Origin of the sequence: Desulfitobacterium nosdiversum (assembly GCF_049860565.1) — a bacterium.
GTDB classification, from domain to species: Bacteria; Bacillota; Desulfitobacteriia; order Desulfitobacteriales; family Desulfitobacteriaceae; genus Desulfitobacterium_A; species Desulfitobacterium_A nosdiversum.
In genome coordinates, this window is sequence record NZ_CP172056.1 from 328,648 (window position 1) to 350,934 (window position 22,287).

The 22,287-nt window shown below is 43.2% G+C and carries 21 protein-coding genes and 1 riboswitch; of the genes, 3 read left to right on the top strand and 18 right to left on the bottom strand.

Translation table 11 applies throughout. The annotated features are described in order from the left end of the window. Positions 1–36: 36 nt before the first annotated feature. Positions 37–789 carry an N-acetylmuramoyl-L-alanine amidase gene (locus ACHOLT_RS01635; protein ID WP_425805337.1) on the bottom strand — a complete coding sequence of 251 codons (753 nt, stop codon included), beginning with the start codon at positions 787–789 and terminating at the stop codon, positions 37–39. A gap of 242 nt (positions 790–1,031) precedes the next feature. On the opposite strand from ACHOLT_RS01635, the gene ACHOLT_RS01640 reads away from it, so the two are divergent. Beyond that, on the top strand, positions 1,032–1,247 hold the full coding sequence (locus tag ACHOLT_RS01640; RefSeq protein ID WP_425805338.1) for a YgaP family membrane protein: 216 nt from the start codon (positions 1,032–1,034) through the stop codon (positions 1,245–1,247). Between the two features lie 142 nt (positions 1,248–1,389). On the opposite strand, the gene ACHOLT_RS01645 is transcribed toward ACHOLT_RS01640, so the two are convergent. The 10 genes from ACHOLT_RS01645 to ACHOLT_RS01690 all read right to left on the bottom strand — a co-directional run bounded on the left by ACHOLT_RS01645 (position 1,390) and on the right by ACHOLT_RS01690 (position 12,147). Further along, positions 1,390–2,724, bottom strand: coding sequence for an allophanate hydrolase (locus tag ACHOLT_RS01645; RefSeq protein WP_425805339.1), 1,335 nt, complete (start codon positions 2,722–2,724; stop codon positions 1,390–1,392). Next, a complete protein-coding gene (gene uca, locus ACHOLT_RS01650) occupies positions 2,724–6,371 on the bottom strand; it encodes an urea carboxylase (RefSeq protein ID WP_425805341.1) in 3,648 nt (1,215 codons plus the stop codon). The genes ACHOLT_RS01645 and uca overlap by 1 nt, the downstream gene beginning before the upstream one ends. Before the next feature lie 12 nt (positions 6,372–6,383). Continuing rightward, complete coding sequence (locus tag ACHOLT_RS01655; RefSeq protein ID WP_425805343.1) at positions 6,384–7,034, bottom strand: urea amidolyase associated protein UAAP2; 651 nt, start codon at positions 7,032–7,034, stop codon at positions 6,384–6,386. A gap of 20 nt (positions 7,035–7,054) precedes the next feature. Then, positions 7,055–7,774: an urea amidolyase associated protein UAAP1 gene (locus ACHOLT_RS01660; protein ID WP_425805344.1), complete on the bottom strand. Its 720-nt coding sequence runs from the start codon at positions 7,772–7,774 to the stop codon at positions 7,055–7,057. Between the two features lie 88 nt (positions 7,775–7,862). Continuing rightward, positions 7,863–7,969: riboswitch (guanidine-I (ykkC/yxkD leader) on the bottom strand. Between the two features lie 6 nt (positions 7,970–7,975). Then, on the bottom strand, positions 7,976–8,818 hold the full coding sequence (locus tag ACHOLT_RS01665; RefSeq protein ID WP_425807845.1) for an ABC transporter ATP-binding protein: 843 nt from the start codon (positions 8,816–8,818) through the stop codon (positions 7,976–7,978). After that, positions 8,818–9,609 (bottom strand): ABC transporter permease, encoded by a 792-nt coding sequence (locus ACHOLT_RS01670; RefSeq protein ID WP_425805346.1) that lies wholly within the window; start codon positions 9,607–9,609, stop codon positions 8,818–8,820. Before ACHOLT_RS01670 ends, ACHOLT_RS01665 begins: the two co-directional genes overlap by 1 nt. 15 nt (positions 9,610–9,624) lie before the next feature. Then, positions 9,625–10,701, bottom strand: coding sequence for an ABC transporter substrate-binding protein (locus tag ACHOLT_RS01675; protein WP_425805348.1), 1,077 nt, complete (start codon positions 10,699–10,701; stop codon positions 9,625–9,627). Positions 10,702–10,749: 48 nt separating this feature from the next. Beyond that, on the bottom strand, positions 10,750–11,094 hold the full coding sequence (locus ACHOLT_RS01680) for a P-II family nitrogen regulator (RefSeq protein WP_425805350.1): 345 nt from the start codon (positions 11,092–11,094) through the stop codon (positions 10,750–10,752). Positions 11,095–11,142: 48 nt separating this feature from the next. Then, complete coding sequence (locus ACHOLT_RS01685; protein WP_425805351.1) at positions 11,143–11,469, bottom strand: P-II family nitrogen regulator; 327 nt, start codon at positions 11,467–11,469, stop codon at positions 11,143–11,145. A gap of 276 nt (positions 11,470–11,745) precedes the next feature. Beyond that, positions 11,746–12,147 (bottom strand): allophanate hydrolase-related protein, encoded by a 402-nt coding sequence (locus ACHOLT_RS01690; RefSeq protein WP_425805353.1) that lies wholly within the window; start codon positions 12,145–12,147, stop codon positions 11,746–11,748. A gap of 259 nt (positions 12,148–12,406) precedes the next feature. Here ACHOLT_RS01690 and ACHOLT_RS01695 point away from each other — a divergent pair, with 259 nt between their 5' ends. Beyond that, positions 12,407–13,228, top strand: coding sequence for a MerR family transcriptional regulator (locus ACHOLT_RS01695; RefSeq protein WP_425805354.1), 822 nt, complete (start codon positions 12,407–12,409; stop codon positions 13,226–13,228). A 90-nt stretch (positions 13,229–13,318) separates the two neighbouring features. Here the strand turns inward: ACHOLT_RS01695 and ACHOLT_RS01700 are convergent, their stop codons facing one another. The 3 genes from ACHOLT_RS01700 to rplM all read right to left on the bottom strand — a co-directional run bounded on the left by ACHOLT_RS01700 (position 13,319) and on the right by rplM (position 16,588). Further along, positions 13,319–15,295, bottom strand: a complete 1,977-nt coding sequence (locus tag ACHOLT_RS01700; RefSeq protein ID WP_425805356.1) for a DUF5050 domain-containing protein — start codon at positions 15,293–15,295, stop codon at positions 13,319–13,321. Between the two features lie 442 nt (positions 15,296–15,737). Beyond that, positions 15,738–16,133 carry a 30S ribosomal protein S9 gene (gene rpsI / locus ACHOLT_RS01705; RefSeq protein ID WP_425805358.1) on the bottom strand — a complete coding sequence of 132 codons (396 nt, stop codon included), beginning with the start codon at positions 16,131–16,133 and terminating at the stop codon, positions 15,738–15,740. 23 nt (positions 16,134–16,156) lie between these two features. Further along, on the bottom strand, positions 16,157–16,588 hold the full coding sequence (gene rplM, locus ACHOLT_RS01710) for a 50S ribosomal protein L13 (RefSeq protein WP_425805360.1): 432 nt from the start codon (positions 16,586–16,588) through the stop codon (positions 16,157–16,159). 321 nt (positions 16,589–16,909) lie between these two features. Here rplM and ACHOLT_RS01715 point away from each other — a divergent pair, with 321 nt between their 5' ends. After that, a complete protein-coding gene (locus ACHOLT_RS01715) occupies positions 16,910–17,908 on the top strand; it encodes a hypothetical protein (protein WP_425805361.1) in 999 nt (332 codons plus the stop codon). Between the two features lie 125 nt (positions 17,909–18,033). Here ACHOLT_RS01715 and ACHOLT_RS01720 read toward each other — a convergent pair whose 3' ends face one another. The 4 genes from ACHOLT_RS01720 to ACHOLT_RS01735 all read right to left on the bottom strand — a co-directional run bounded on the left by ACHOLT_RS01720 (position 18,034) and on the right by ACHOLT_RS01735 (position 22,202). Continuing rightward, positions 18,034–18,690: a hypothetical protein gene (locus ACHOLT_RS01720; protein WP_425805362.1), complete on the bottom strand. Its 657-nt coding sequence runs from the start codon at positions 18,688–18,690 to the stop codon at positions 18,034–18,036. Positions 18,691–18,782: 92 nt separating this feature from the next. Then, positions 18,783–19,586 (bottom strand): tRNA pseudouridine(38-40) synthase TruA, encoded by an 804-nt coding sequence (gene truA / locus ACHOLT_RS01725; RefSeq protein WP_425805363.1) that lies wholly within the window; start codon positions 19,584–19,586, stop codon positions 18,783–18,785. Between the two features lie 349 nt (positions 19,587–19,935). Continuing rightward, complete coding sequence (locus ACHOLT_RS01730; RefSeq protein ID WP_425805365.1) at positions 19,936–20,700, bottom strand: energy-coupling factor transporter transmembrane component T family protein; 765 nt, start codon at positions 20,698–20,700, stop codon at positions 19,936–19,938. Positions 20,701–20,726: 26 nt separating this feature from the next. Then, a complete protein-coding gene (locus ACHOLT_RS01735; RefSeq protein ID WP_425805367.1) occupies positions 20,727–22,202 on the bottom strand; it encodes an ABC transporter ATP-binding protein in 1,476 nt (491 codons plus the stop codon). Positions 22,203–22,287: the final 85 nt, after the last annotated feature.

Consider the following 22,287-nt stretch of genomic DNA (forward strand, 5'->3'; position numbering starts at 1 on the left):
TTATGCGAAGGGTTTCCTTCTTTTTCGCGGAATCGATTACGGAGTTTTCGGAATCACATTTTGACCCTTTCCAAGATAATTAGAAAGCCCCTGATAAATAGCCACCGCAAGCTGCTGCTGGTACTTCGGATCATTCAGCTTTTGTTCCTCTTCGGCATTGGATAAAAACCCAAGTTCAATCGTTACAGCTGCTCTGTTCGCTTTTTTTAATATAAATAACTCCTGATTTCCTTTGGCTACTCTCTTTCCTCCGGCCAACGGATTTAACTGTTCCTGAATACATTGAGCCAAAAGTTTCCCTTCCGCAGAATCCGAATAATAAAAGACCTGAGCCCCTGTTAACTTCTCATTGGGAAAACTGTTGGCATGAATGCTCAAATAAACATCCGCCTTGGTTTCTTCAGCCAACTGAATTCGCTGCGCAAGATCCTCTCGTTTTCTTTTAAGCAGCCCCTGAGCTGTTCCTAAGTCAACATCTTCCTCCCGAACCATAATCGCTTTGCCGCCGCCTTGTTCAACAAGAACCCTTAACCGTTTAGAAACAGCTAAGGTAATATCCTTTTCCAACGTGTTATTTTTACCGACTGCCCCCGGATCAACTCCGCCGTGGCCTGCATCGATCAGGATCGTTTGATTGCCTACCACCCAACTCCAGATTTTCTTATCATGAGAATGTAAATTCCAGGCCACCCCACCAAATAATATCATCATTACAATTATGCTTAACACAAGCCGTCTTTTCTGCTTGTGTTTCCCTTGCCGAAACCAACGATCACTCTTTCGGCGCATAAACATCCCCCTTTTTCCTGCTTTTAAAAAACTTTATGGAAAAATGGCTTGGTTTTATGCCTTCAAAGGCAAAAAAGAATAAGATAATCTATTCCCTTTTATTCATTTAAATAATTTTGGTAATAATTAGAATTATTGTTAATAAGCAAGAAAGTATTGACCTTTCGTGAACGTTATCCTATTCTTTAGATATACCCCCTCTATACGGGGGGGTTGACAAAGTCTGGGGAGGTGTGCCTTATATGTTTGTTGTCAATGGTAAAGGATCCTTGATTCGCCTTATTGCCGGTTTTTTTGTCTTGGCAAGTGTACTTTTATCCGTATTCGTCAGTCAATATTGGTTAATTTTTACCGGACTTGTAGGTACAATGTTAATGATTTCTGCGCTTACAGGCTTTTGCCCGATGGAGCTTATTCTTAAAGCAGTAGGTGCGGAGCAGCGTAAGATTTGTTCTTAACAGCGTTTTGGGATCGCATTAACTGAAACTCTCAAATATATACGTATGATAAGGGAGTGGCGAAAAATGAGCAATTCATTTTCGCCACTCCCTTTCCTTTTTAAAGACTTTATCCATAAAATTCAATTCAAGTTAATTTATTTCATTTGATTAATAATTCTGAAGCACCACATATCAAGTCTTCATTTTTAGCCTGAGCAAAAAATGTAATCCCAAAGGGCAGTTTATCTGCTGCATCTTCAGCCGGTACAGCTGCTGCGCAGAGATCAAGCAGATTACAGTGATTGGTATAGCGGCCCATGTCACTGTTTGTTCGGATTGGGTCCTGCCGCACCTGTTCGCGTGTCCAAGTCCCACCGCACGTGGGCATGACAAGGACCCCCTCATTTAAAATAGTCCTGATTTGAGCCTTTATGGATTGCAATTCATGAATGGCCTGAAATAGCGAAGCCGCATCATAATCAGCACCGCTGCGCAGGATTTTTTCAGTAACGGGCAATACACTCCCGGGATGCGCCTCGACAAAGTGATGCAGGTCGGCCCATCTCTCCGCGATCCAAGGTCCTCCATATAGAATCGCAGCCGCTTTTGCAAAAAGTGCCGTGTCAATCCTTTTGATCTCCGGAAAGATATGAGTCATCCTACCAACCGCCTTATACCAAGCTTGTTCGTATTCCTTAGCAAACGGGCCGTAAAATTCAGGTTCTTCTTCCGGAAGATAAATATATGCCGGCTTCCTAACCGATGGGACCGGATAATCTTTTGACCAGGGATCGCCGGGTTCCTGCCCCCTTACTGCTTGGTCGACTGCTAAGCAGTCTGCTAATGAATGGCAAAAAACCGTAACGCAGTCAATACTTGCACAAGCGGGTACAACACCGCTTAACGGCCATGCCCCGCAGCTTGGCTTCCAGCCATAAATCCCGTTCAAAGCCGCCGGTACTCGTCCCGATCCAGCTGTATCTGTTCCCAGAGCGAAAGCCGCCTGACCTTTGGCAACTGCCACAGCTGATCCAGCACTCGATCCGCCGCTGATCAGCTCCTCCTTTAGCGCATTATGTGTCTCGCCAAACAGACTACGCGTGCCTACCAATCCTGTAGCAAATTGATCGAGATTGGTTTTCCCTACTGGGATTGCTCCTGCATCAATCAGCCGTTTTACAACAGCCGCACTTTTGGACGGCAGATAGGTATAGTCTGGGCAGCCAGCCGTTGTCTTGATTCCTTCAAGATCAATATTATCCTTGATCGCAAACGGAATGCCCCACAGGGGTGCATTTTTAATATCCAGCCCAGCCAAGCGCTCCAGATACGGTCTGATCAAATCCATGTCGGGGGGAACAATCCAAATATTCATATCCGCCGTCGCTTTGGCCCGTTCAATAATTTCTGTAACAACCTGTTCCGGATTTGCAGTTTTTTTAAGATATTGTTCTCTCAGCCAGTTTCTGGTTAACTTCTCCGGCAGTCCATTCATTAATCTCCACTCCTTTCCGCTTCCAAGCATAACAGGACATGCCCAGAATTCACCACGTCTCCCGGTTTGACTACAACTTTAGCAACTTTGGCATTAAACGGAGCTGTCTGGGTAAATTCCATCTTCATACTTTCCATAATCACGAGCGGCTGATCTTTTTGGACGTTTTCACCTTCATTGATCAATACTTTCCATATGCCGCCGGGAATTTGAGCGCATATCCTTTCCGTCCCTTTCGGCAGAGCGTCGTCATCATCCGGCATAACCGTCTGTTCGGATACATATTCCGCTAGTCCGAGCTCTTTCCATCGTTCCCGCTCGGCGTTAAAGGAGGATTGCTGGTGATCTTTAAAAGCGGCAGCCTCATGCTTAATCTGGTCAAGCTGAGCTAAGTATGCACCGACATCAAAAGTCGTTTCAGTTATTTTAACGTTAAATTTTCCTCGCAGAAAATCTTCCCGCTGCTGCTCAAGTTCTTCCACTTCAACCGGATAAAATTTGATTTGGTCAAAAAATCTCAATAACCAAGGTTTTCCCTCTTCAAAACAAGGCGTCGGACGCAGCTTGTTCCACATCTGAACCGTTCTGCCCACAAGCTGATACCCTCCCGGGCCCTCAACTCCATAGATGCAGAGGTAGGCTCCGCCGATGCCCACGGCATTTTCAGGCGTCCACGTTCTCGCCGGATTGTATTTTGTTGTCACCAGACGATGGCGGGGATCAAGAGGGACAGCAACAGGTGCTCCAAGATAAACATCCCCCAGACCTAAGACGAGATAAGTTGCATTGAAGAGAATCTGATACACATCCTGAATGCTGTCCAGTCCATTGACCCGTCGGATAAATTCGATATTATCCGGGCACCATGGCGCATCCGGTCTCACATTCTGCTGATAGCGCTGCATGGCCAGTTTCGCATCCGGATTATTCCATGACAAAGGCAGCTCGACAATACGCGAAGGCAATTTAACAGATTCCAACGGCGGAAGATTTTTTTCCAGATCCATTATTTTTTGACATGCTTCTTGAAGTTTTATTTTTTTGCTGTCGATATGGACTTGTAACGAACGAATACCCGGTGTCAGATCAATATACGGTATCGACTGTTCATCTCGGATGGCCTGCATCAGCGAATGAGCGCGCAGTCTCAGCTTGAGATCCAGCTCCATCTCGCCATATTCCACCAGTAAGTATTCGTCACCCGCACAACGGATTTTAACGGGCAGCGGAAGATTCTTTTCCTCCTGATATAAAATCGGGTAGTCAGGCGGCAACAAATGTTTTTGTGTGGGGAGTTTCAATCCATCAAAATTCCAACCATCCGCATTTTCTTCATAGCTCCAATTTCTTTGAGCTATTTGAGCAAACATCTCTTCCTGCCTTTGACGAAGCTGTTGACCTTCTTCGAGCGTTAAAAGCTGAAATGAGACCGTATCGCCGGGATGAAGCTGGCCGATCTTCCAGAGTTCAGCTGATGCTGTCGTCACAGGACAGACGAATCCCCCCAGGCTGGGCCCGTCCGGTCCGAGCAGAATCGGCATATCTCCTGTCATATCCAAGGCACCCAAGGCATAAGCGGTATCATGAATGTTTGAAGGATGCAGTCCGGCTTCACCGCCATCCTGACGTGTCCAGTCAGGCGTTGGTCCGATCAACCGGACTCCGGTACGAGAACTGTTAAAATGGACCTCCCAGTCAACAGATATGAGCTGCTGCAGATAATCCGGCTGCAAAAATTCAACCGTACAATGCGGACCGGGAATAACCCCGATAATCCAATGATTCGTAATCTGAGGTAGGCACGCTTCTTCAACTTCCTTAATCTCAGGCTGGACTATCTGCGGTTTTAGCGCCAACACATCCCCCGTACGCAATGCACGGCCATTCAAGCCTCCAAAGCCGCCTAAAGTAAACGTTGAAGCACTTCCTAACACATATGGAACATCAATTCCTCCCTGAATCAGCAGATAGGTTCTCATCCCACATTCTGCTTCACCAAGCTCCAGTACTTGACCGGCTCTCGCCCAAACAGGCTGCATCATTGGAACGTCTTGGCCATCAAGACGCGCCTGCATATCGGCACCCGCCAGACAAAACCATGTCCCGCCCCGAAAACGGAAACGTCCGCCTTTAAGCATCATCTCCAGTCCGGGCAATCCTTTTTCATTTCCAAGCAGAGTATTACCCAGACGAAAAGACCACGTATCCATTGGTCCGGAAGGCGGAACGCCTACATCCCAATACCCTGTACGTCCGGGATAATCCTGTACGGTTGTCTGAATGCCTCCATCCAACACTTCCAATGCCGGATATTCCGGCTGAAAAGCATCAAGCATGTGTGTATTAAGCTTTGCTTCAGCATAATCTTCGCGATCAAGCAGTACTCTCAGATACTGAACGTTGCTGGTCAGTCCGTAGATCTTCGTATGATCCAGGGCATCTTTAAGTTTCTTCAGCGCCGATGAACGGCCTTCGCCACTCACGATAATTTTGGCAAGCATGGGGTCGTAGAGTGTCGTTACCTCGGATCCATCCTGAATCCAAGTCTCAATCCTGGCCTTTTCCGGGAACTCTGCCCTGTCTACTCGACCGCTGCTCGGAGCAAAAGAGTTAAGGCAGTCTTCTGCATAAATCCTGGCCTGAATGCTATGACCTTGCGGACGAAGGACTTTGGCCTCCAAATGATCCAGCTCTTCGGCTGCTTCCAACACCATCCATTCCACCAGATCGATGCCATAGATTTCTTCCGTCACCCCATGCTCAACCTGCAGGCGCGTGTTGACCTCTAAGAAATAAAAGCGCTGTTCCCGCGTATCATAGAGAAATTCAACCGTTCCCGCACTACGGTAACCTGCCGCCTTAGCCAGCTTCACTGCCGCCTCATGCATCTGCAGCCGGACATCCTGCGGCAGATTTGGCGCAGGGCATTCCTCCATAACCTTCTGATTGCGTCTTTGGACCGAACAGTCCCTTTCCCCGACGGCGATAACTTCACCCCTGCGGTTGCCAAAGATTTGGACCTCAATATGCCGTGCCTCATCAATATATTTTTCTAAAAATACCCCATCATCCTGAAAATTGTTTTGAGCCAGATGCTTTACGGATTCAAAGGCTGAACGCAGCTTTTCTTCATCTTCGCAGATGCGCATGCCGATACCGCCGCCTCCGGCTGTACTTTTCAGCATTACCGGATAGCCAATGCGTGCGGCCTCCGCAAGTGCTTCATCCAATCCTTGCAGCAAACCTGTTCCTTGGGGCAAAGGAACTCCTGCCTCGGCCGCCGTAAGACGCGCAGAATGCTTAAGACCGAACCATTCTATCTGCTCGGGAGAAGGTCCGATAAACACAATTCCATTTTCGGCACATGATCTGGCAAAATCAGGATTTTCGCTCAAAAATCCATAACCGGGGTGAATTGCCTGCGCTCCTACGGAGATGGCTGTCTTCAAAATCAATTCCGCATTCAGATAACTTTCTTTGGCAGAACCATCTCCGATAAGCACCGCTTCATCCGCTTGAATAACATGAAGACTATCCTGATCCGCTTTGGTATACACGGCTGCCGATTTAATCCCCATTTTGCGCAGCGTCCGTTCGATCCGGCAGGCAATCGCCCCTCGATTTGCGATTAAAACTTTTGTGAACATACTCTGACTCCTTTATTCATCCCAGATTAAGAGGCGGATCGGCGTCGGATTATAAGCATTGCAAGGGTTATTTAACTGCGGGCAATTACTGATAAGCACGGTAACCCGGCATTTCGCCTGCATTTCTACATAATAGCCCGGTGCGGAAACTCCGTCGGCAAATTCCAATCCTCCCTCAGGAGTAACGGGTACGTTCATAAAAAAGTTGATATTGGGAGCTAAGTCGCGTTTTTCATAATCGCCGTTATAATTTGCCATCTGCAGCATAAAAGTGTCTCGGCAGTTGTGCATGTACTGAATATCCCTGTCATATCTTACTGTGTTGCTTTGCGCTGAACAGGCGCCCCCTAGCGTATCATGACGTCCGCAGGTATCCGCGACAATCGTCAGAAGCGGTTTCCCCGATTCTGCCCGCAACACCGATCCGGTTGTCAAAAAGATATTGGCCTGGGCGGTAATTGTTGCCGTGGCACTGTAGTGATCCTGAGGGTTCGCCGCATCGAAAAACAGTGTATCTACAGCCTGATTCCCCTCTAAATCGACGATACGAAGGACTTGATTCGGCTTAAGTTCATACATCCAGCCGTCGCCTGCCGGAATGATTTTGTCATAGACGGCCTCCGACTCTTTTCTTTCACTCTCAGTTCTGTTAAAAGCGACCATGTTATCATCCCTCTCCTGCATTAATCAAGCAAAGTATAATAATCCCACGTGTTTTCGAAAGCTCTCCTGTTTTCAGGTCTATAATTCACACAATAATCCAAGGCATCAACCGGGCTGCTGGCTGGCATAACCTCCACCCTAACCGGAACGGCTGGATATTCTTTGCTCAAATCTAACGGATTGGGCGTATTGGATAAGATGAGCAGTACATCCATTTCGGTACGGAGCGTCACGGTTGCTCCCTTTGGGCAGTGATCGCTGATATAATGCATTCCGCCCTCTTGATCGCACTGTACCTTGGCAAAAAGATTCACCGGCGGAACCAGATCCCGCGGCTGCAAGCTATTGCGTTCCAGCTCAACTTTCATATTTTCATAGCCGCTGCGCAGCCATTCATTTCGCAGATGCTGGTAATCGGTTTGTCCGTATTTTTCATCCGTCTGCGCACGGGTAGTAATACCAGAAATCGTATCATGCCAGCCCAGGCTGTCTTCCACAATGCTCGCTAATACGCGCCCGTTATCGCTCATCAGGATATTGCCCTTCGTTAGATGGGCTGTATGCTGAGCTTTAAGCGTATCCGGCATATTATACTTTTCATTAAGATCCCGACTGTTATAAAGCAGCATTGCCAGATTAGCCCCTGGCTGCACTGCCGTAAAACGAATCAGCTTACCTCTGCCGATGTTTCCTGACCATTTCTCACCTGGACGCAACACCGTCTTCCAGATTGTATTCATGCACCATCCGCTCCTTTAACAAATTTAAATCCATTGGCAATAAAATTTAAACGATAAAAACAAAAACCTGGGATGCTGAAATAATCAGTTCTCCCGGGTTTTTCTCCCTCCGTGTACGCACCCCTATTCTTGAGCACGCACCTTCTCTCGGACCTGACCAGGACTTATGCCTGCGGAACCCTAGAAGGCTCTTCGCATTCTTTAGTTTTCTAACAGATCATCTTCCTCATCCGCATGAAGCAATGATGTAATTCGATGCCTGTATTCCAGAAACTCCATCGTCTCTTTAATCGCCAGCGTTCGCCGATAAGGCAGATAGATGGGAATGTTGGCCTTAATCCCGCTCGGCCTTCCGCTCATAACATAGACTCTATTGGAAAGAAAAACTGCTTCCTCAATATCATGAGTAATGAAGACGACCGTGGGTTTTTCAACCTGCCAAATCTGCCTCATTAAAAGCTGCATTTGGGACTTTGTTTGAGAATCGAGGGCCCCAAACGGTTCATCCATCAGCAGAACCTTAGGACTGTTCGCCAGCGCCCGAGCGATCGCGACCCTTTGCTTCATCCCTCCGGACAGTTCTTTCGGAAAGCTTTTGCGGAAAGGGGTAAGCTTGATAATCTCCAGATACCGCTCAACAATCTCATCAGCTTGCTTTTTAGGCATTTTTTTAATTTTAAGTCCAAAATGAATGTTTTCTTCTACAGTAAGCCAGGGAAAAAGCGTATAGGACTGAAACACCATACCCCGGTCCGCGCCTGGGCCGTCTATTAGATCATCATCAACAATTGCCGTTCCTTCGGTGGCCTCATCCAGTCCGGCTAAAATTCGCAGCAGTGTTGACTTGCCGCAGCCTGATGGACCGACAATACTGACAAATTCATTATCAAGAATTTCGATGCTTGCATCCGCAACAGCTACCGTTTCCTTACCTTTATTAACGTAAGATTTTTTTAGATGACTAACCATAATCTTGCTGTTGGCAACACGTGCCTCAATGACTGCATCATTGGCAAGCTTATCCTTCTTTTTTTTACCGAACATCATTTCCCTCCTTCCGTCCAGGGGAACAGTTTCCTATTGGCCAGAACAAAAAGTCTGTCGGTTAAAAGTCCGAGGAAGCCGATAATCAGAATACCGCCGAAAATAGCATCCGTTTTTAAATAGCGCTGTGCCTTCAGAATATTGTAACCCAGACCGCTGTTGGCGGCGACGAGCTCTGCAACTGTTAAGTAAGTCCAGGCCCAGCCCATCATAATCCGAAGTGTATCTAATGTACGCGGGGCAATAGCCGGAAGAATCACTTTCCATATCACAGTCTTGCGCTTGGCTCCAAGCGTGTAGGCGGCGTTAATCAGATCCTCCGGAACAGCGCGGACAGTATCTGCGACCATCGGAATGAGTTGGAAAAGCGTTCCAAGGAAAATCACTGCAATCTTGGCACTCTCGTTAATCCCGAACCAGACCATAATCAGAGGAACAAAGGCAGGGACAGGCATGTACCGGATAAACTCAGCCAAAGGCTGTATAAGGGCCTCCGCAAAGCTAAACGTCCCGGCGAGTACTCCTAAGGGAAGCCCAATAGCAGCAGCAATTGCAAAACCCATAAAGATGCGGTAGAAACTGATACCGATGTCCGGCCATATCTGCCCTGACCCAAAAACATTGATCAGATAATGGAATACGGATTTAAGCGAGGGTAAGAAAATTTGGCTAACTGAGCCGCCTTCGGTTAAGACCGTCCAGAGGATTAGTACTAGCAGAAAAACTCCGGCTGCCAACGCATTATAGATCTTTAAATTAATCTTTGTTCGAATTCCGAAAAGCTTCCTCATCGGATAACATCCTTTCTATTTTTTTGCCAACGCTTTTGTATCCGGAGGAGTAAAATCTTTTCTGGTTTTACTGATTTCCTGCATAAAGGATGTGTCAATCAAATCCTCAGGAGTAGACGGAACATTATCAATCATATTGACGCTTTTAAGGAATTTTGCGGTCTCGGTTAAGGTATACGGCAAGTAAGCATAATTGGTCTGCTTTTCAGTCATCGCTGTAATGTTGTCTTTAACGGAAAACAGCTTGGAACCAGCCATCATTTGTTTCATTTCCTCCGGAGAAACCTCGGCTTGTTTTGCCATATCCGCTGCAGCTTTGTCCGGATTTTGGTTGTAAAATTCTAAGGCATCCAGGTAGACATTAATCAGGTTGGTTACTTCTTTACGGTTATTACTGATTAGATCATTGCTGGCAACCAATAAATCCGGGATGAGCCCAGGGGTATCTGCTGAGCTGTAAAGCAGATGATTATCTTTACCGCCAAGTGCCAAGGACAAAGAAGGTTCCCAAACGCAGGCCGCCTCTACTTTACCGGACAGCATCGCCGTACCGCTGTCATTAACGGTCATATTTGTATATTGAATATCACTTTCCTTCATGCCCGCAGACTCAAGAGCTTTGAGCAGGAAGAAGTGCTCAATAGTACCGTATTCCGTTACAACTTTCTGTCCTTTGAGATCTTTGATGCTTTGATACTTAGTCTTAGCAACCAGTCCGTCAGCTCCATTAGAGTTGTCATTAATCATAACGGTCTTAAACTTAACCCCTTTCGTATAAGGAGCAATCGTATCACAGGCAGCTATGTTCAGCATGTCTAACTTTCCCGTATTAAAAGCCTGCAAACTGTCACTGTATACCGGGAAATAAACCAAATCAACATTAAGTCCATATTTCTGGAACAGATTTTCTTCTTTAGCAATATACCAAACATACCAAGCAGGGTAAGGTGAAGTTCCGATTGTTATTTTTTTGCTGCTTGCTGAGCTGCCGCTGCTGTTACCCGCATTGCTGCCGGCCGTTTGAGCCGTACCGCAGCCGCTGAGAGAAATGAGCAGCCCTAGAGATAAAATTAAGGCGATCAATTTTTTCATACGATTCAATCCTTTCTTTAATTCTAATTTAAAATTTAACTTCAAATTCTAAACCAGAGCATCTTCGTTTTCTTCCCCAGTTCTAATTCTGATGCTGCGTTTTATGGGTGAAACAAAAATTTTACCATCACCCGCCTGCCCCATCTTGTTAACGCCAATCACTGTTTCACTTAAGCGTCTTTCATCCTCATCATTGATATAAACGATGAGCAACTTTTTTGTCACAAATCGATGGTATCTTTCAGTTCCATCAGAATTACTACCGTCACCTGCGGAGAATTCGACCGATTTTTTTCCCCGGCCTTGGACATTCATTACGCTGAAAGCACTAAATCCTTCTTTTTCCAAGGCTTCTTTTGTCTGACGATATTTCTCCGGCCTGATGATGATCATGACTTTTTTCAATTCGATGCTACCTCGCTTCCAACCGTTATTGAAAAATTATAATTCTGCTTTGCCGCTGCTAATTGTATACGCCGTACTGACAGGCGTCACAAAGATCTTTCCATCCCCGTATGTCCCGTCATTACCATTCCTGGCACTTTTCATAATCGCCGCAACAACCTTTTCTTCGTCTTGATCCTCAACAACCAGGATAATCATTTCTTTAGGCAGCTCTTCGTATAAAACTGACTTGACTTTAAGACCTTTCTGTTTTCCTCTTCCCAAAACGCTGATCCGCGTCGCTGCCGAATACCCTTGCTCCTGGAGACTGGCCAGGATGATGTCCGCTTTTTCAGGCCGGACAAAGGCTTCAATCATTATCATATCTTTTTCACCTCTTTAAAAAATAAAAAAGGCGCTGCTATTTTCAAGCAGCGCCTTTGCTACACTTAATACACTTTGTACGTAAATCCCGTACGCGTTTCTTAAGACAACTTTATTATAAACATTATAGTTACTATAATGTCAACAGCTTTTGTTGTTATAATCCATTATAATAATGTATACTTTTCAAGGCTTAAGGCACTTCATTACAATAATAAATTGAAAGATAAATCCGCTTTTTCTATAATTATGGGTAAGATTTATAAAATCAATCGATTAGATATTTCGCCAACTCCCTGCGGAGGTAATATTTTCAGCACTTTCACAAGCATAGGCTTCGCAAACGAAACCGGAGATTTCCGACCCATCCGTCATCTCGATTTTCCCAATCCCGAGAGGAGAAGGAATAAGAGCAACAAAATGGCCAAATTGACTCAGCGGCATTTCCCAAATTTCAATTTGAATGGAAGCACCTCCTTGAGTCCTTTTAATTAAGCCGGGTTTGGCAGGGGACGTCGGCAGCTTAAATAGTTCATATTTAGGAGCCGTTAATGCTTCGCACCTAAACTGAGCCTCATGCTCCAACATTTGCTTTTCCAATGAATATCCACGCATATGCAGCCCGCAAACTGCAACTAAAATGGTGTCCTTTTCGTTTTTAAGATCGATAGAGTTCAATTTTAAGATCTCCCCTTTTCTGAGATGAATATTTAAATTTAGTTTTATATTAAAAGGACACACATACAATCTTTTGTTCTATCCTTTTCGGAAAGATTATACATCTTAAGACGAGTAAGAAAAAGGGGTCTTACAAAGGAATTGATGATCTCATTTAACTTTAGATGCTCATCTAGCGTAGACCGTAATATGCTTAATGCTAAGGCGGAAAAAGTTTAACGAAAAAAAATGCAGATAGAAATATGGAGGAGTGCTGAACATGAATCCTAAAATACTGATCGGTGAAATGGCAAGAATCCACGGAATTTCCGCACAGACGTTAAGGTATTATGACAAAATTGATTTGTTTAAGCCCTCATATATGGATGAAAATTCCAGCTACAGATATTACGGTATCGAGCAGTTTGCTCATCTTGAATCGATTCTATATTTAAAAGGTATGGGCATGATGCTGAAGGAAATAAAAACGTATTTTCAAAACAGAGATTTAAATTCCATGTTGGACTTAATGGAAAAAAGAGTAGATTATATCAACGATGAGATTGTCAAATTAACAAAGAAACAAAAAAATATCCAGTCCATGCTTAACACCGTAAATAATTATTTAAATAAAAACATCATGGGGAAATGCAGATTTCAGCGAATCCCTGAAAGACAGATTTTGTTTTTTAATTTTGGGAGCGGAGATATTTTTACAGAGCATGAACTTGGCATTAAAAAGCTCGGCATGGAAATCAAAAGCATTGATGAGCTTTACTTAAATCCCTTTGCTTCGGTCATTGATAAAAACAATATTGAAAATGGTGATTATACAAATTTTAAGGGTATAGCCATGGTCTTTGAACATAATATTCCGGACGCAATTTTGACGATTCCGCAGCCTGGAGGTCTGTATGCTACGATGGCTTTTGCCGGAACGTATAAGGATATAAAAACTTATTTCAGCGAGTTGACGAACGAGATCAAGAAAAATGGGTATCAAGTTGCCGGGGACGGGTTAGTGCTAATCATTACCGACAAAGCGTATTCTGATTATGAATATGAGTATATCAGCGAAATCCAAGTCCCTGTGAAAAAGTAAATTCGCGACACCTTTTTAATAAAAAGAGTCTTTCTCCCATATAAAAGAGAAAGACTCTTTTTCCCTTATATCCGTTTATTCTTCAAATGATTATTCAACAGGTTTGTCTTCGCTCCCGTCTATCTTTGTCTTATAGAGTTGAGAATTACTGGGCGGATTGTTCACATAATATACCCAATCACCAGTTACATTGACATATGAAGTGATACTGTTATTCAGTTTTGTTTTATTTGTTCCGTCCGTCTTTATTTTATAGAGATAAGAAGCGTCGGATTCATTGGCATAATAGATCCAGTCATTATCAATAGTAAAGCTGCGCGAATGATCGCTCGTTACTTTACTTATTCCGGTTCCGTCTGTTTTCATCGTAAAAATCGCAAATCGGTCTGTAGCCGTAACATTTGTATAATAGATATGATCGCCGGCAACAACCATATTAAATGCCTGTGCCTGATCGCTTACTTTGCTGTCACCGGTTCCGTCGGTGTTCAACCGATAAATTTTAAAATCATCATACACTTTAGTGTAATAAATCGTATTGTTGACGATATTGATATTCCAGGAATAATCTGCATTAAGCTTCACCTTATTTGTTCCATCGGTTTTCATTTTATAAATCGAAAAGTTGTCCGATTCATTGATATAATAAATCCAGTCCCCAGCTATCATAATTCCATCAGAATTATCATCACTTAGTTTTGTCCGGCCTGTACCATCCGTTTTTATTTTGTATAACTTATTATCTTTAAAATTTTTATAATAAACCCAGTCACCGCTGACATTAATATAAAGCGGAACATCATCTGTTAATTTTACTTTTCCGGTTCCATCTTGCCTGACTTTATATATGGATCCTTTGTAATAAAGATCGGTGTAGTAAAGCCACTCCCCTTGCGTCGCAGCCAAACCATCATTGTCTATATTTCCGGCCAAATTGCCGCTCGAATTAACTGTAGTTGTTTCTGAGCTAGGATTGCCGGAACCATTTAGAATCTGTTGAGCTTGCTTTAATACATCGTCGCTGACAGCTCCCGTCCCACCAAGTACAACCAATTCTGGATACATAACTGCGGGAATCGTTGCTTGTTGATTATCTGTATTTACAATTTGATCTCTCTTATCGTAATAAGAAATTTGATTAAGTGCCCAGGTCGTTTCCGGCCGTAAGCTGTTCGGTGTTGTAAAAATAACCGGGCATTCATCTAATGTCCCAGCCAAGAGAGCTCCTGCCAGGGCATCAGGATAATCTTCCCCTGTAGTCAAAAAAACCTTCGGCTTATTCACTAAATAATTGTTAGCCCACTTTGCGTTGGTATCGTATCGATTGGATCCAGAAAAACCAATGGCTTTCGGATACGATAATGTAATCGTCTTTTGAATATCTCCTACGCTTATAACATCAATCTGCGAATCACAAAAACTTTTTTGTTCTGGAGTAAGTCCCGAGGAAGAAACAAGCAGAATCGGAATATTAACCGAAACCGCATACGATGCAATGGTAAGAGCATCATAAAAGTTTGAATCACTGACTAAAAATACTGATCGGCTTGAATTCAGTAACTTTTTGGCAATCAGCAGCGATGTTTCGTTTCGATCTTTCCCCCCAATTCGCTGAATATTACCGGCATGGAAACCCATGCTCTCAAGAACCTGAATAAATGAATCAGGAATAACACCCGAGCCTCCGAGAATAAAAACCCGGCCACTCGGGTTCACATGGGTACGGATATAATCCAAAGTCGTTGTACTGGCCTCCGGAGTCCGATCAACTAACAAAATAGGTCCTCCATAGAGTTGCCCTAATGGTGCTCCTGCAATTGCATCCGGAAAGTCATTACCGGATGCGAGGACCACTGTATTGTGCTTTTGCCCCTTACTAAAGTCAATCCCATTTTCAAGAGCCAGTTCATCTGCAATCTTAGCAGCGGTCTCATAGCGGTCTTTTCCTGATAACCGTTTGACTTGTACGGATGTCGACGTTCCGGCAACAGTTGCTTTAGCGAGTGTTAGTACAGGAGAATTAAGAACTAACATTAGCACTGTGATTATTCCAATAAGTTTTTTCATTTTTCCTCTCTTCTTTCTTTTTTTATTGGATCGACTCCTTAGAAAAATTTAAGCGACAATGAAAAGGTCTTTCTTCTCAAAGAAAGGCCTTTTCTTTCAACAGGTATGCAAATTATTTACCGGTACCTGTCATAAGATATCCGGGACCATTCAGTATCTGTTAAGCTTGTTTCACAGCATCATCACTTACAGCCCCAGTGCCTTCGAACACAACTAATTGCAGATTAAATGGGAAAAGGTTGCTCTCAGTTTCAATTTTGCGGTACTATTTCCAAATATAACTCATACTAACAATTTCATACTGCTCATTCAAGGGACCATATTCCTATCTTCCTAGGACGGATGTCCTGTTTAGAAAACTAAAATTTCCAAAATTAAGTCTCCTTAAAAAATAAAAATCCCCAAACCATAAAGGTTTGAGGATTTCGTGTTTTCTTGATAATTAACGTTTAGAGAATTGTGGCGCTTTACGCGCTTTTTTCAAGCCGTATTTACGGCGTTCTTTCATCCGTGGATCACGAGTCAAGAATCCAGCCCGTTTAAGAGCAGGACGCAAACTGATATCTGCTTTCAGAAGAGCTCGGGCAATACCGAGGCGAAGTGCTCCAGCTTGTCCTGTAGTACCGCCACCATTAGCGAGGGCGATAACATCGTATTTACCCACCATATCCGTTACATTGAACGGTTGTTGAACAATCATTTCCAGAGTCTTTTTACCGAAGTATTCGGAAAGCTCTCTTTTATTGATCGTAATTTTGCCTTCACCAGGAATTAAACGAACACGTGCAATTGCGTTTTTCCGACGTCCAGTACCTTGATATTGTAATTGTGCAGCCATGAGTTATTCTTCCTCCTTCCCGTTTATTGAACTGTCCATGTTTCGGGTTGTTGAGCTTGATGGGGATGTTCAGCACCCCGGTATACTTTAAGCTTCGTATACATCTGTGCGCCCAACTTGTTATGAGGAAGCATACCTTTAACAGCATGCTCGACAGCCCGTTCAGGAAATGTTTGCATGATTTTACGATAGGGAACTTCCTTCAAACCACCGGGATAACCGGAATGATGACGATATAATTTTTGATCGAGTTTATTACCGGTTAAAACAACTTGGTCAGCATTGATAATGATGACATGATCCCCGGTATCAACATTTGGGGTAAAGGTCGGTTTATGTTTACCTCTAAGGATGCGTGCAGCTTCAGTAGCTAAACGACCCAAAGCAAGGCCTGTAGCGTCAATGACATACCATTTACGCTCCACCTCGTTCGCTTTCGCAAAGAATGTGGACATGATATTCCCTCCAAAACTTTCCGTATTCTATTGTCTCTTTCGCTTTCGTGGGGCTCAATCACATCGGCGTATGCTGACTTTATGGGGCTCAGGCATAAACAGACAGCATAAAGACTCATAATGGTATTTTATAAAATTGGTCCTTGAATGTCAAGGTTTTTCCCTTACTTTCTGTATTCAACCATAAACTAATTCTTAAATAACACATAAACCTTGTGACCTGTCATATAAATTTAAGTAGCCAATAATATTCAGTGCAAGGAGGTGAAAGTAATCCTTTTCCCATAATACTTAATTATTTTAAAAAAGGAGGTTTTTTAATTGCTCGGTAAAAAACGGTTCCTCATTCTGATCGGTTTAGCTTTGGTTCTTGTCCTGGCTATTGCGGGTTGTGGAGGAAACACGAGCAACAATTCTCCAACAGCTTCATCAACATCAACCCCTGCCTCAGTAAAAACTGAACCTGTGAAGGTTGTCAGTCTGGTTGATCAAGTTAAAAACACTCAGCACTATAAATTTTTTGCAATTCAAGTCGCAGGAAAAGAAAAGGATGCTAACTATGATTATGAAGACACCTGTATTAAATGCCATTCCCAAGTCGCAATTTTGAATGATAAAAATGCTAAGATAGCGGACTTTTTTAAGGGCGGAAAATATGAAAACCAGACAGAGGGCATAACGTGTATTGTCTGTCATAAGTTTGAAGGCAAAGATATGATCAGCCTTCGAAATAAAGGCTGGGACTCTTGCGGAGTTTGTCATACTGCCGACAAGCCAGTCTTAAAACTAGGCGGGGAAGTCCATCATCCACAGCTTGAAATGATGAAAGGTGTTCCTATTGAAGGCGGAACCCCGATGCCTACGTTCAAATATTCAAATATGAAGGATACCTTCTCGTGCGTTGATTGCCATATCACCAATAGTCAAAAACATGATTTTATGGTCCCCGGTGTAAAAGCCACTTATGTTCCATCAGGCATAGCTCGAACCGGCACAACCTTAGACTATGACCAATTTGCGACTGTTTTCAAGCAAGAAAAATGCGTAAGCTGCCATGCTGATCCTAAACCTACAGTAGATAAGCTAAAGGCTCATCAAGAAGAAATCGGTAAAAAGTTAGAAGAACTCAGGCCAATCTTCGACGAATGGGGCAAGAAAGTTGAAACGATGGATAAGAACGATCCAAAAGTTAAAGCTTACAATAACGGAAAAACCTACTTCTGGTATGTTGATGCAGATGCTTCAAAAGGCGCTCATAACTATACCTTAGCTAAAGATTGTCTGCAAAAAGCGGAAGCTGAATTTGCCAAACTTAAATAGGAACCGCTCTAAAACTACTATATCTATTTTAAATTCAAAAATTAAAATTCATAGCTAAAATCTGAAGCTTAATTATTCTGGCCCGTAACTTTAAAGAGGATACAAGCTATATTTTTTATAACAGCCTACTGAGAAATTACCTCGGCATTCCACTTTTTTCTTTCTCCTGCTTGCGTAGTATAGTTAAATTCAACTTCAAAATGACTTCCTGGATCAAAGGTAAAGGTATCCTTATCCTTGGCATTGTTTAATCCGGCAGCAAAAAGATCCCAATCAACTGAACCCGATTTCTTTAACCCCGTATCAGGAGCAGGTAAAACTTGAGTTCCTTTTTCATATACTCCAAGATTATACCCTGCGGGTGTCAGATGATTGTTATAGATCCAATCCCAGCGAAGTTCTTTTCCAAACTCACTATACCGAATGAAGATGGACTCGATTAAAATCGGCTGAGGTAATTGCAGCGTCAAATGAAAATGGCCATCCATAATTCCGTCCGTTTTGCTGTCGGTTGGACTGAGCATATCTGTTTTGGCATCCACCCAGGTAACATTTATACTCATAGCTCCCATTTCATTTCCATATGTATTATTCACTGATTGTCCCGAAGTTGCTTGATTTGCTGGTGCATTAGCCGACTGATCCTGATTCTGCGTTTGCGAAGAAGCTGTTGTTGAAGTCGTTTGTTTTGAAGAATTGGTCTTGCTCGTTCCACATCCGCTTATTACTACAAGCAGGCTCAAAATTAAAATAAAGAGAACCTTAGAAATACTTCTTTTCATCAATAACTCCTATCTCAATTTACTCTTATCTATAATTGATTCATATTAGGCCTATAGGCTAACTTAATTCTACAACTTTTTATTCCGATGTTCTAATGATTACTGTTTTTTTCAATTGGGCAAAACTCCGGATATACAACAAATGGACTTTCGTCTCCATAATGAACATGACTCAAGGTCAGCCCTGACGCTCGCGCCGTAACCCCTGCCCGTTTTCGGTCCTCACTTAGAAGAATATCGGGAATCGATTCAGCTTGTATTTTTCCCTTCCCTACACTGATTAAGGTTCCGGCAATGATTCGTACCATGTTATAAAGAAAACCATCCCCGATGCATGTAATCCTTAGGAGTCCTTCCTTCTCCTGAATGCAGCAGACATAGAGCATTCTAACAAAGGTTTTGCTTACTCCTCCTGCCGCGGAGAAGGCTTTAAAATTATGCTTTCCTTCGAGCAATCGGGCAGCACGTTTCATCAAATTTACCTGTAAAGGAATTGGCTCATGAAGTGTATATAATCGGTTAAAAACATCTGCAATAGGCCGATTATCAATAAAGTAGTCATAACGTTTCCATCTGGTGGAAAAGCGTGCATGAAAATCTTGCGGTACAGTCTGTGCTTCTAATATCCGAATATCTCTGGGCAGCAAGCTATTAAATGCTTTTGGAATTTTATCCTCTGGAATTCTTGCTTCTGTATGAAAATTGATAACTTGCCCTGCAGCATGAACTCCTGTATCTGTACGGCCTGCTGTATTCACAGTCATCTCTTCTCCCACGAGTTCTTTCCAAATTGTTTCGATCATTCCTTGAACTGTAGGCCCATGAAATTCAGGCTGCCTTTGAAATCCATGATAGCCTGTTCCATCATAGCTCATCAACAATCGTATATTACGCATTCAACCACATCCAGATAACTTAATAAATAAGGGATCTCATAAACAACTATCCCACACATACCCTCAGAAAAATAATATAGGGTTCCATGTATGCCGTCAAGTTTTCAATGTTAAGAGCGCGTGAACCCAATAACTTGAATATTTTAACCATTCACCCTCTTAAGCGGTTCTTTCAGGTTCATAAGATCAATTTCTTCTTTGACCTTCGATAGAATACATGTAAAAGCAGCCGATTAGGAGGGATCGGCTTTTTAAACCCGTCCAGTGGTTGATCACCCGTTTGTTGCGGAATCATTGGACCAAAACAGCAGCTTTCTGCCCTATACATCAGCCTGTGCAATGTTTGCCCTTATAAATAGTTCAAAAACAGTAGTAAAGGCCAAAACAAAAGAATATATACGCCTCTCTGATCTGCCTGTGTCCATTCAGCAAAGCTTATACTCCGATAAGTTCCTGCCGTATAGCCGCGGGCGAGAAGGTTTTCTGCAACTTCATCGGCCCTCCTCAAACTCGTTAGTAAAAGGGGGGGGATCAATCGGCTGATTTCCCATACTCTCTGAAATCGTGACCTTGGCCATTCTCCTTTAAGCATCCTTGCTTTTCCTAGAAGCTCTGCTTCTTCAAGGAGAACAGGTACAAAACGAAGAGTTAAGGTCAAAATCAATACAAAGTCAGCGATCCTTGGAAATACCTTGATGACGGGATTGAAAAAGTATGCAATTCCAATACCTTGTTCCAAAGGAGGAGTGATCCCAACAAATAGTCGTGTCAGCAAAAAAATAAGACCAATTCGCCACAACAATAATCCTGTCGCTCCAATGCCCGACCAAGACCAAAACCCCTGCCAGTAAGCTCCATTTGAGTTCCAAGTCCAAGCTGAAGTCAGTATATAAAAAAGGCTGAGCCCGATAAAAGCATAAAGACTCGAACGGAAAAGCCGAATTGGCAAATGGCTCAAGAAAACAAGAAGGCAAAGTCCGATTGTATTTGTCATGAGACTTTGCCAAGGGCTCCAGGTTATCCAAAGAGACAGCCAAATCAGCCCTGCTACCTTTAAACGAGCATCAAGCCTATGCAGTTGACTTTTTCCTGGATAATATACTTCAAGATTCACCTTATGCTCTCCTCATCCTTAAATTATTATAGTTTAACGCCTGCCCGTTCAAAACGATCTCTTTCCTTAGTAAAGTCCTCAATCTTGCAGTCTAAAGCAACCTTCCCGTCCTCAATCAGCCAGATACGCGTGACCAAATCTGCGATTTCACTTAAATCATGAGTTACATAAAGAATGGTATGATTATCCTTATATTGCATAAGAAATGCTCTGAATTGCTCTCTTCCCTGACAATCTAATCCGATCATAGGTTCGTCGAAGAGTACGATATCAGGATAGGTAGATAAAGCTGCTGCAAGGGCAATTCTTTGCCGCTCACCGCCACTCAATCGCTCCGGATCACGACGCCATTGTTTTTCTGGTATAGCCATACTATTTAAATATGCTTCATCTTTTGCACGATCTGCTTGGCGCAAAATCTTGCTTTTAGTATAAAATACTTCATCATAAACAGTACGTCCCAAAATATATTCTCCTGCTTCTTGCTGGAGCAATCGAATACGATTGCGAAGTTCTTGCATCGGAATAGGATTTGACGCGTAATCAAAGGCTTTAAACTCACCCTTAATCGGTTTAATGAGATTCAAAGCGCTCTCTAACAGCGTTGTCTTGCCCACTCCGGAAGGTCCTACTATCCCGATAAATTGATTCTTATCTACCGTCTGATCAGCATAGACCTTATTCTTAAATTCTGCCTTATCCCATTTCAAAACGGGCGGCATCTGACAGGTTATACTTGAATGATTTATTGCATATCCATGTGTTAAAGCCTTGGATTGGCTTCGTATTCTATACTCCAAGCATTGTTTTTCGTCTTTTAGAATATCGCTGGGATTACCTTCTGCGACTAAGTTCCCCTCTTGTAACACGAGAAGTCGGTCTGCGCGTAAAGCAACCTCTGGGTCATGAGTTATCCATAGTTGACCCAGTCCCTTGACATTTGAATCTGAATTCGTGATATTTGCGGAGTCGATTAAATCAAAAATACGTTTCTCAGCCTTTGGATCAAGCATGGATACTGATTCATCAAGGATAATAAATGCGGGATGCAGAGCGAGTATTGCGGCAATAACTAAACGCTGACGTTCCCCTCCTGAGAGAGTTGATGGAGACTGCTGCAGGTGCTCTAACATTCCAATCTGTGAAGCTAAGCTTCTAACTTTATCCTTTACCTCTTCTGCACTTAAACCTAGATTTAGCAAACCAAATCCAAGTTCTTCGGCAACTGTTGCCCCTATTGTATGTCTCCGCGGATGCTGACCGACATAGCCGATATTTTTCCATGAAAGAGATTTTTCCCGTGGATAAATCTCCCCGTTATGACGCAGCAATATCTCTCCTGCATCTGCCTTAATCTGCCCAGCAAGCAGCTTGGCCAAGGTCGATTTTCCTGAGCCGTTGGCACCCATTAATGCTAATCTCTCTCCCTGACTCCATTCAAATTTGACTTGAGTCAGAATATTTTTATAGGATAAATTCCTTACCTGTAGATGATACAACACAAAAGAACCCCTTGCTGATTTAATTATTTGTATACTTTCATCTTTTATTTAGTTTACAAATAGTAGCTCTATTTAGCAATAGCTT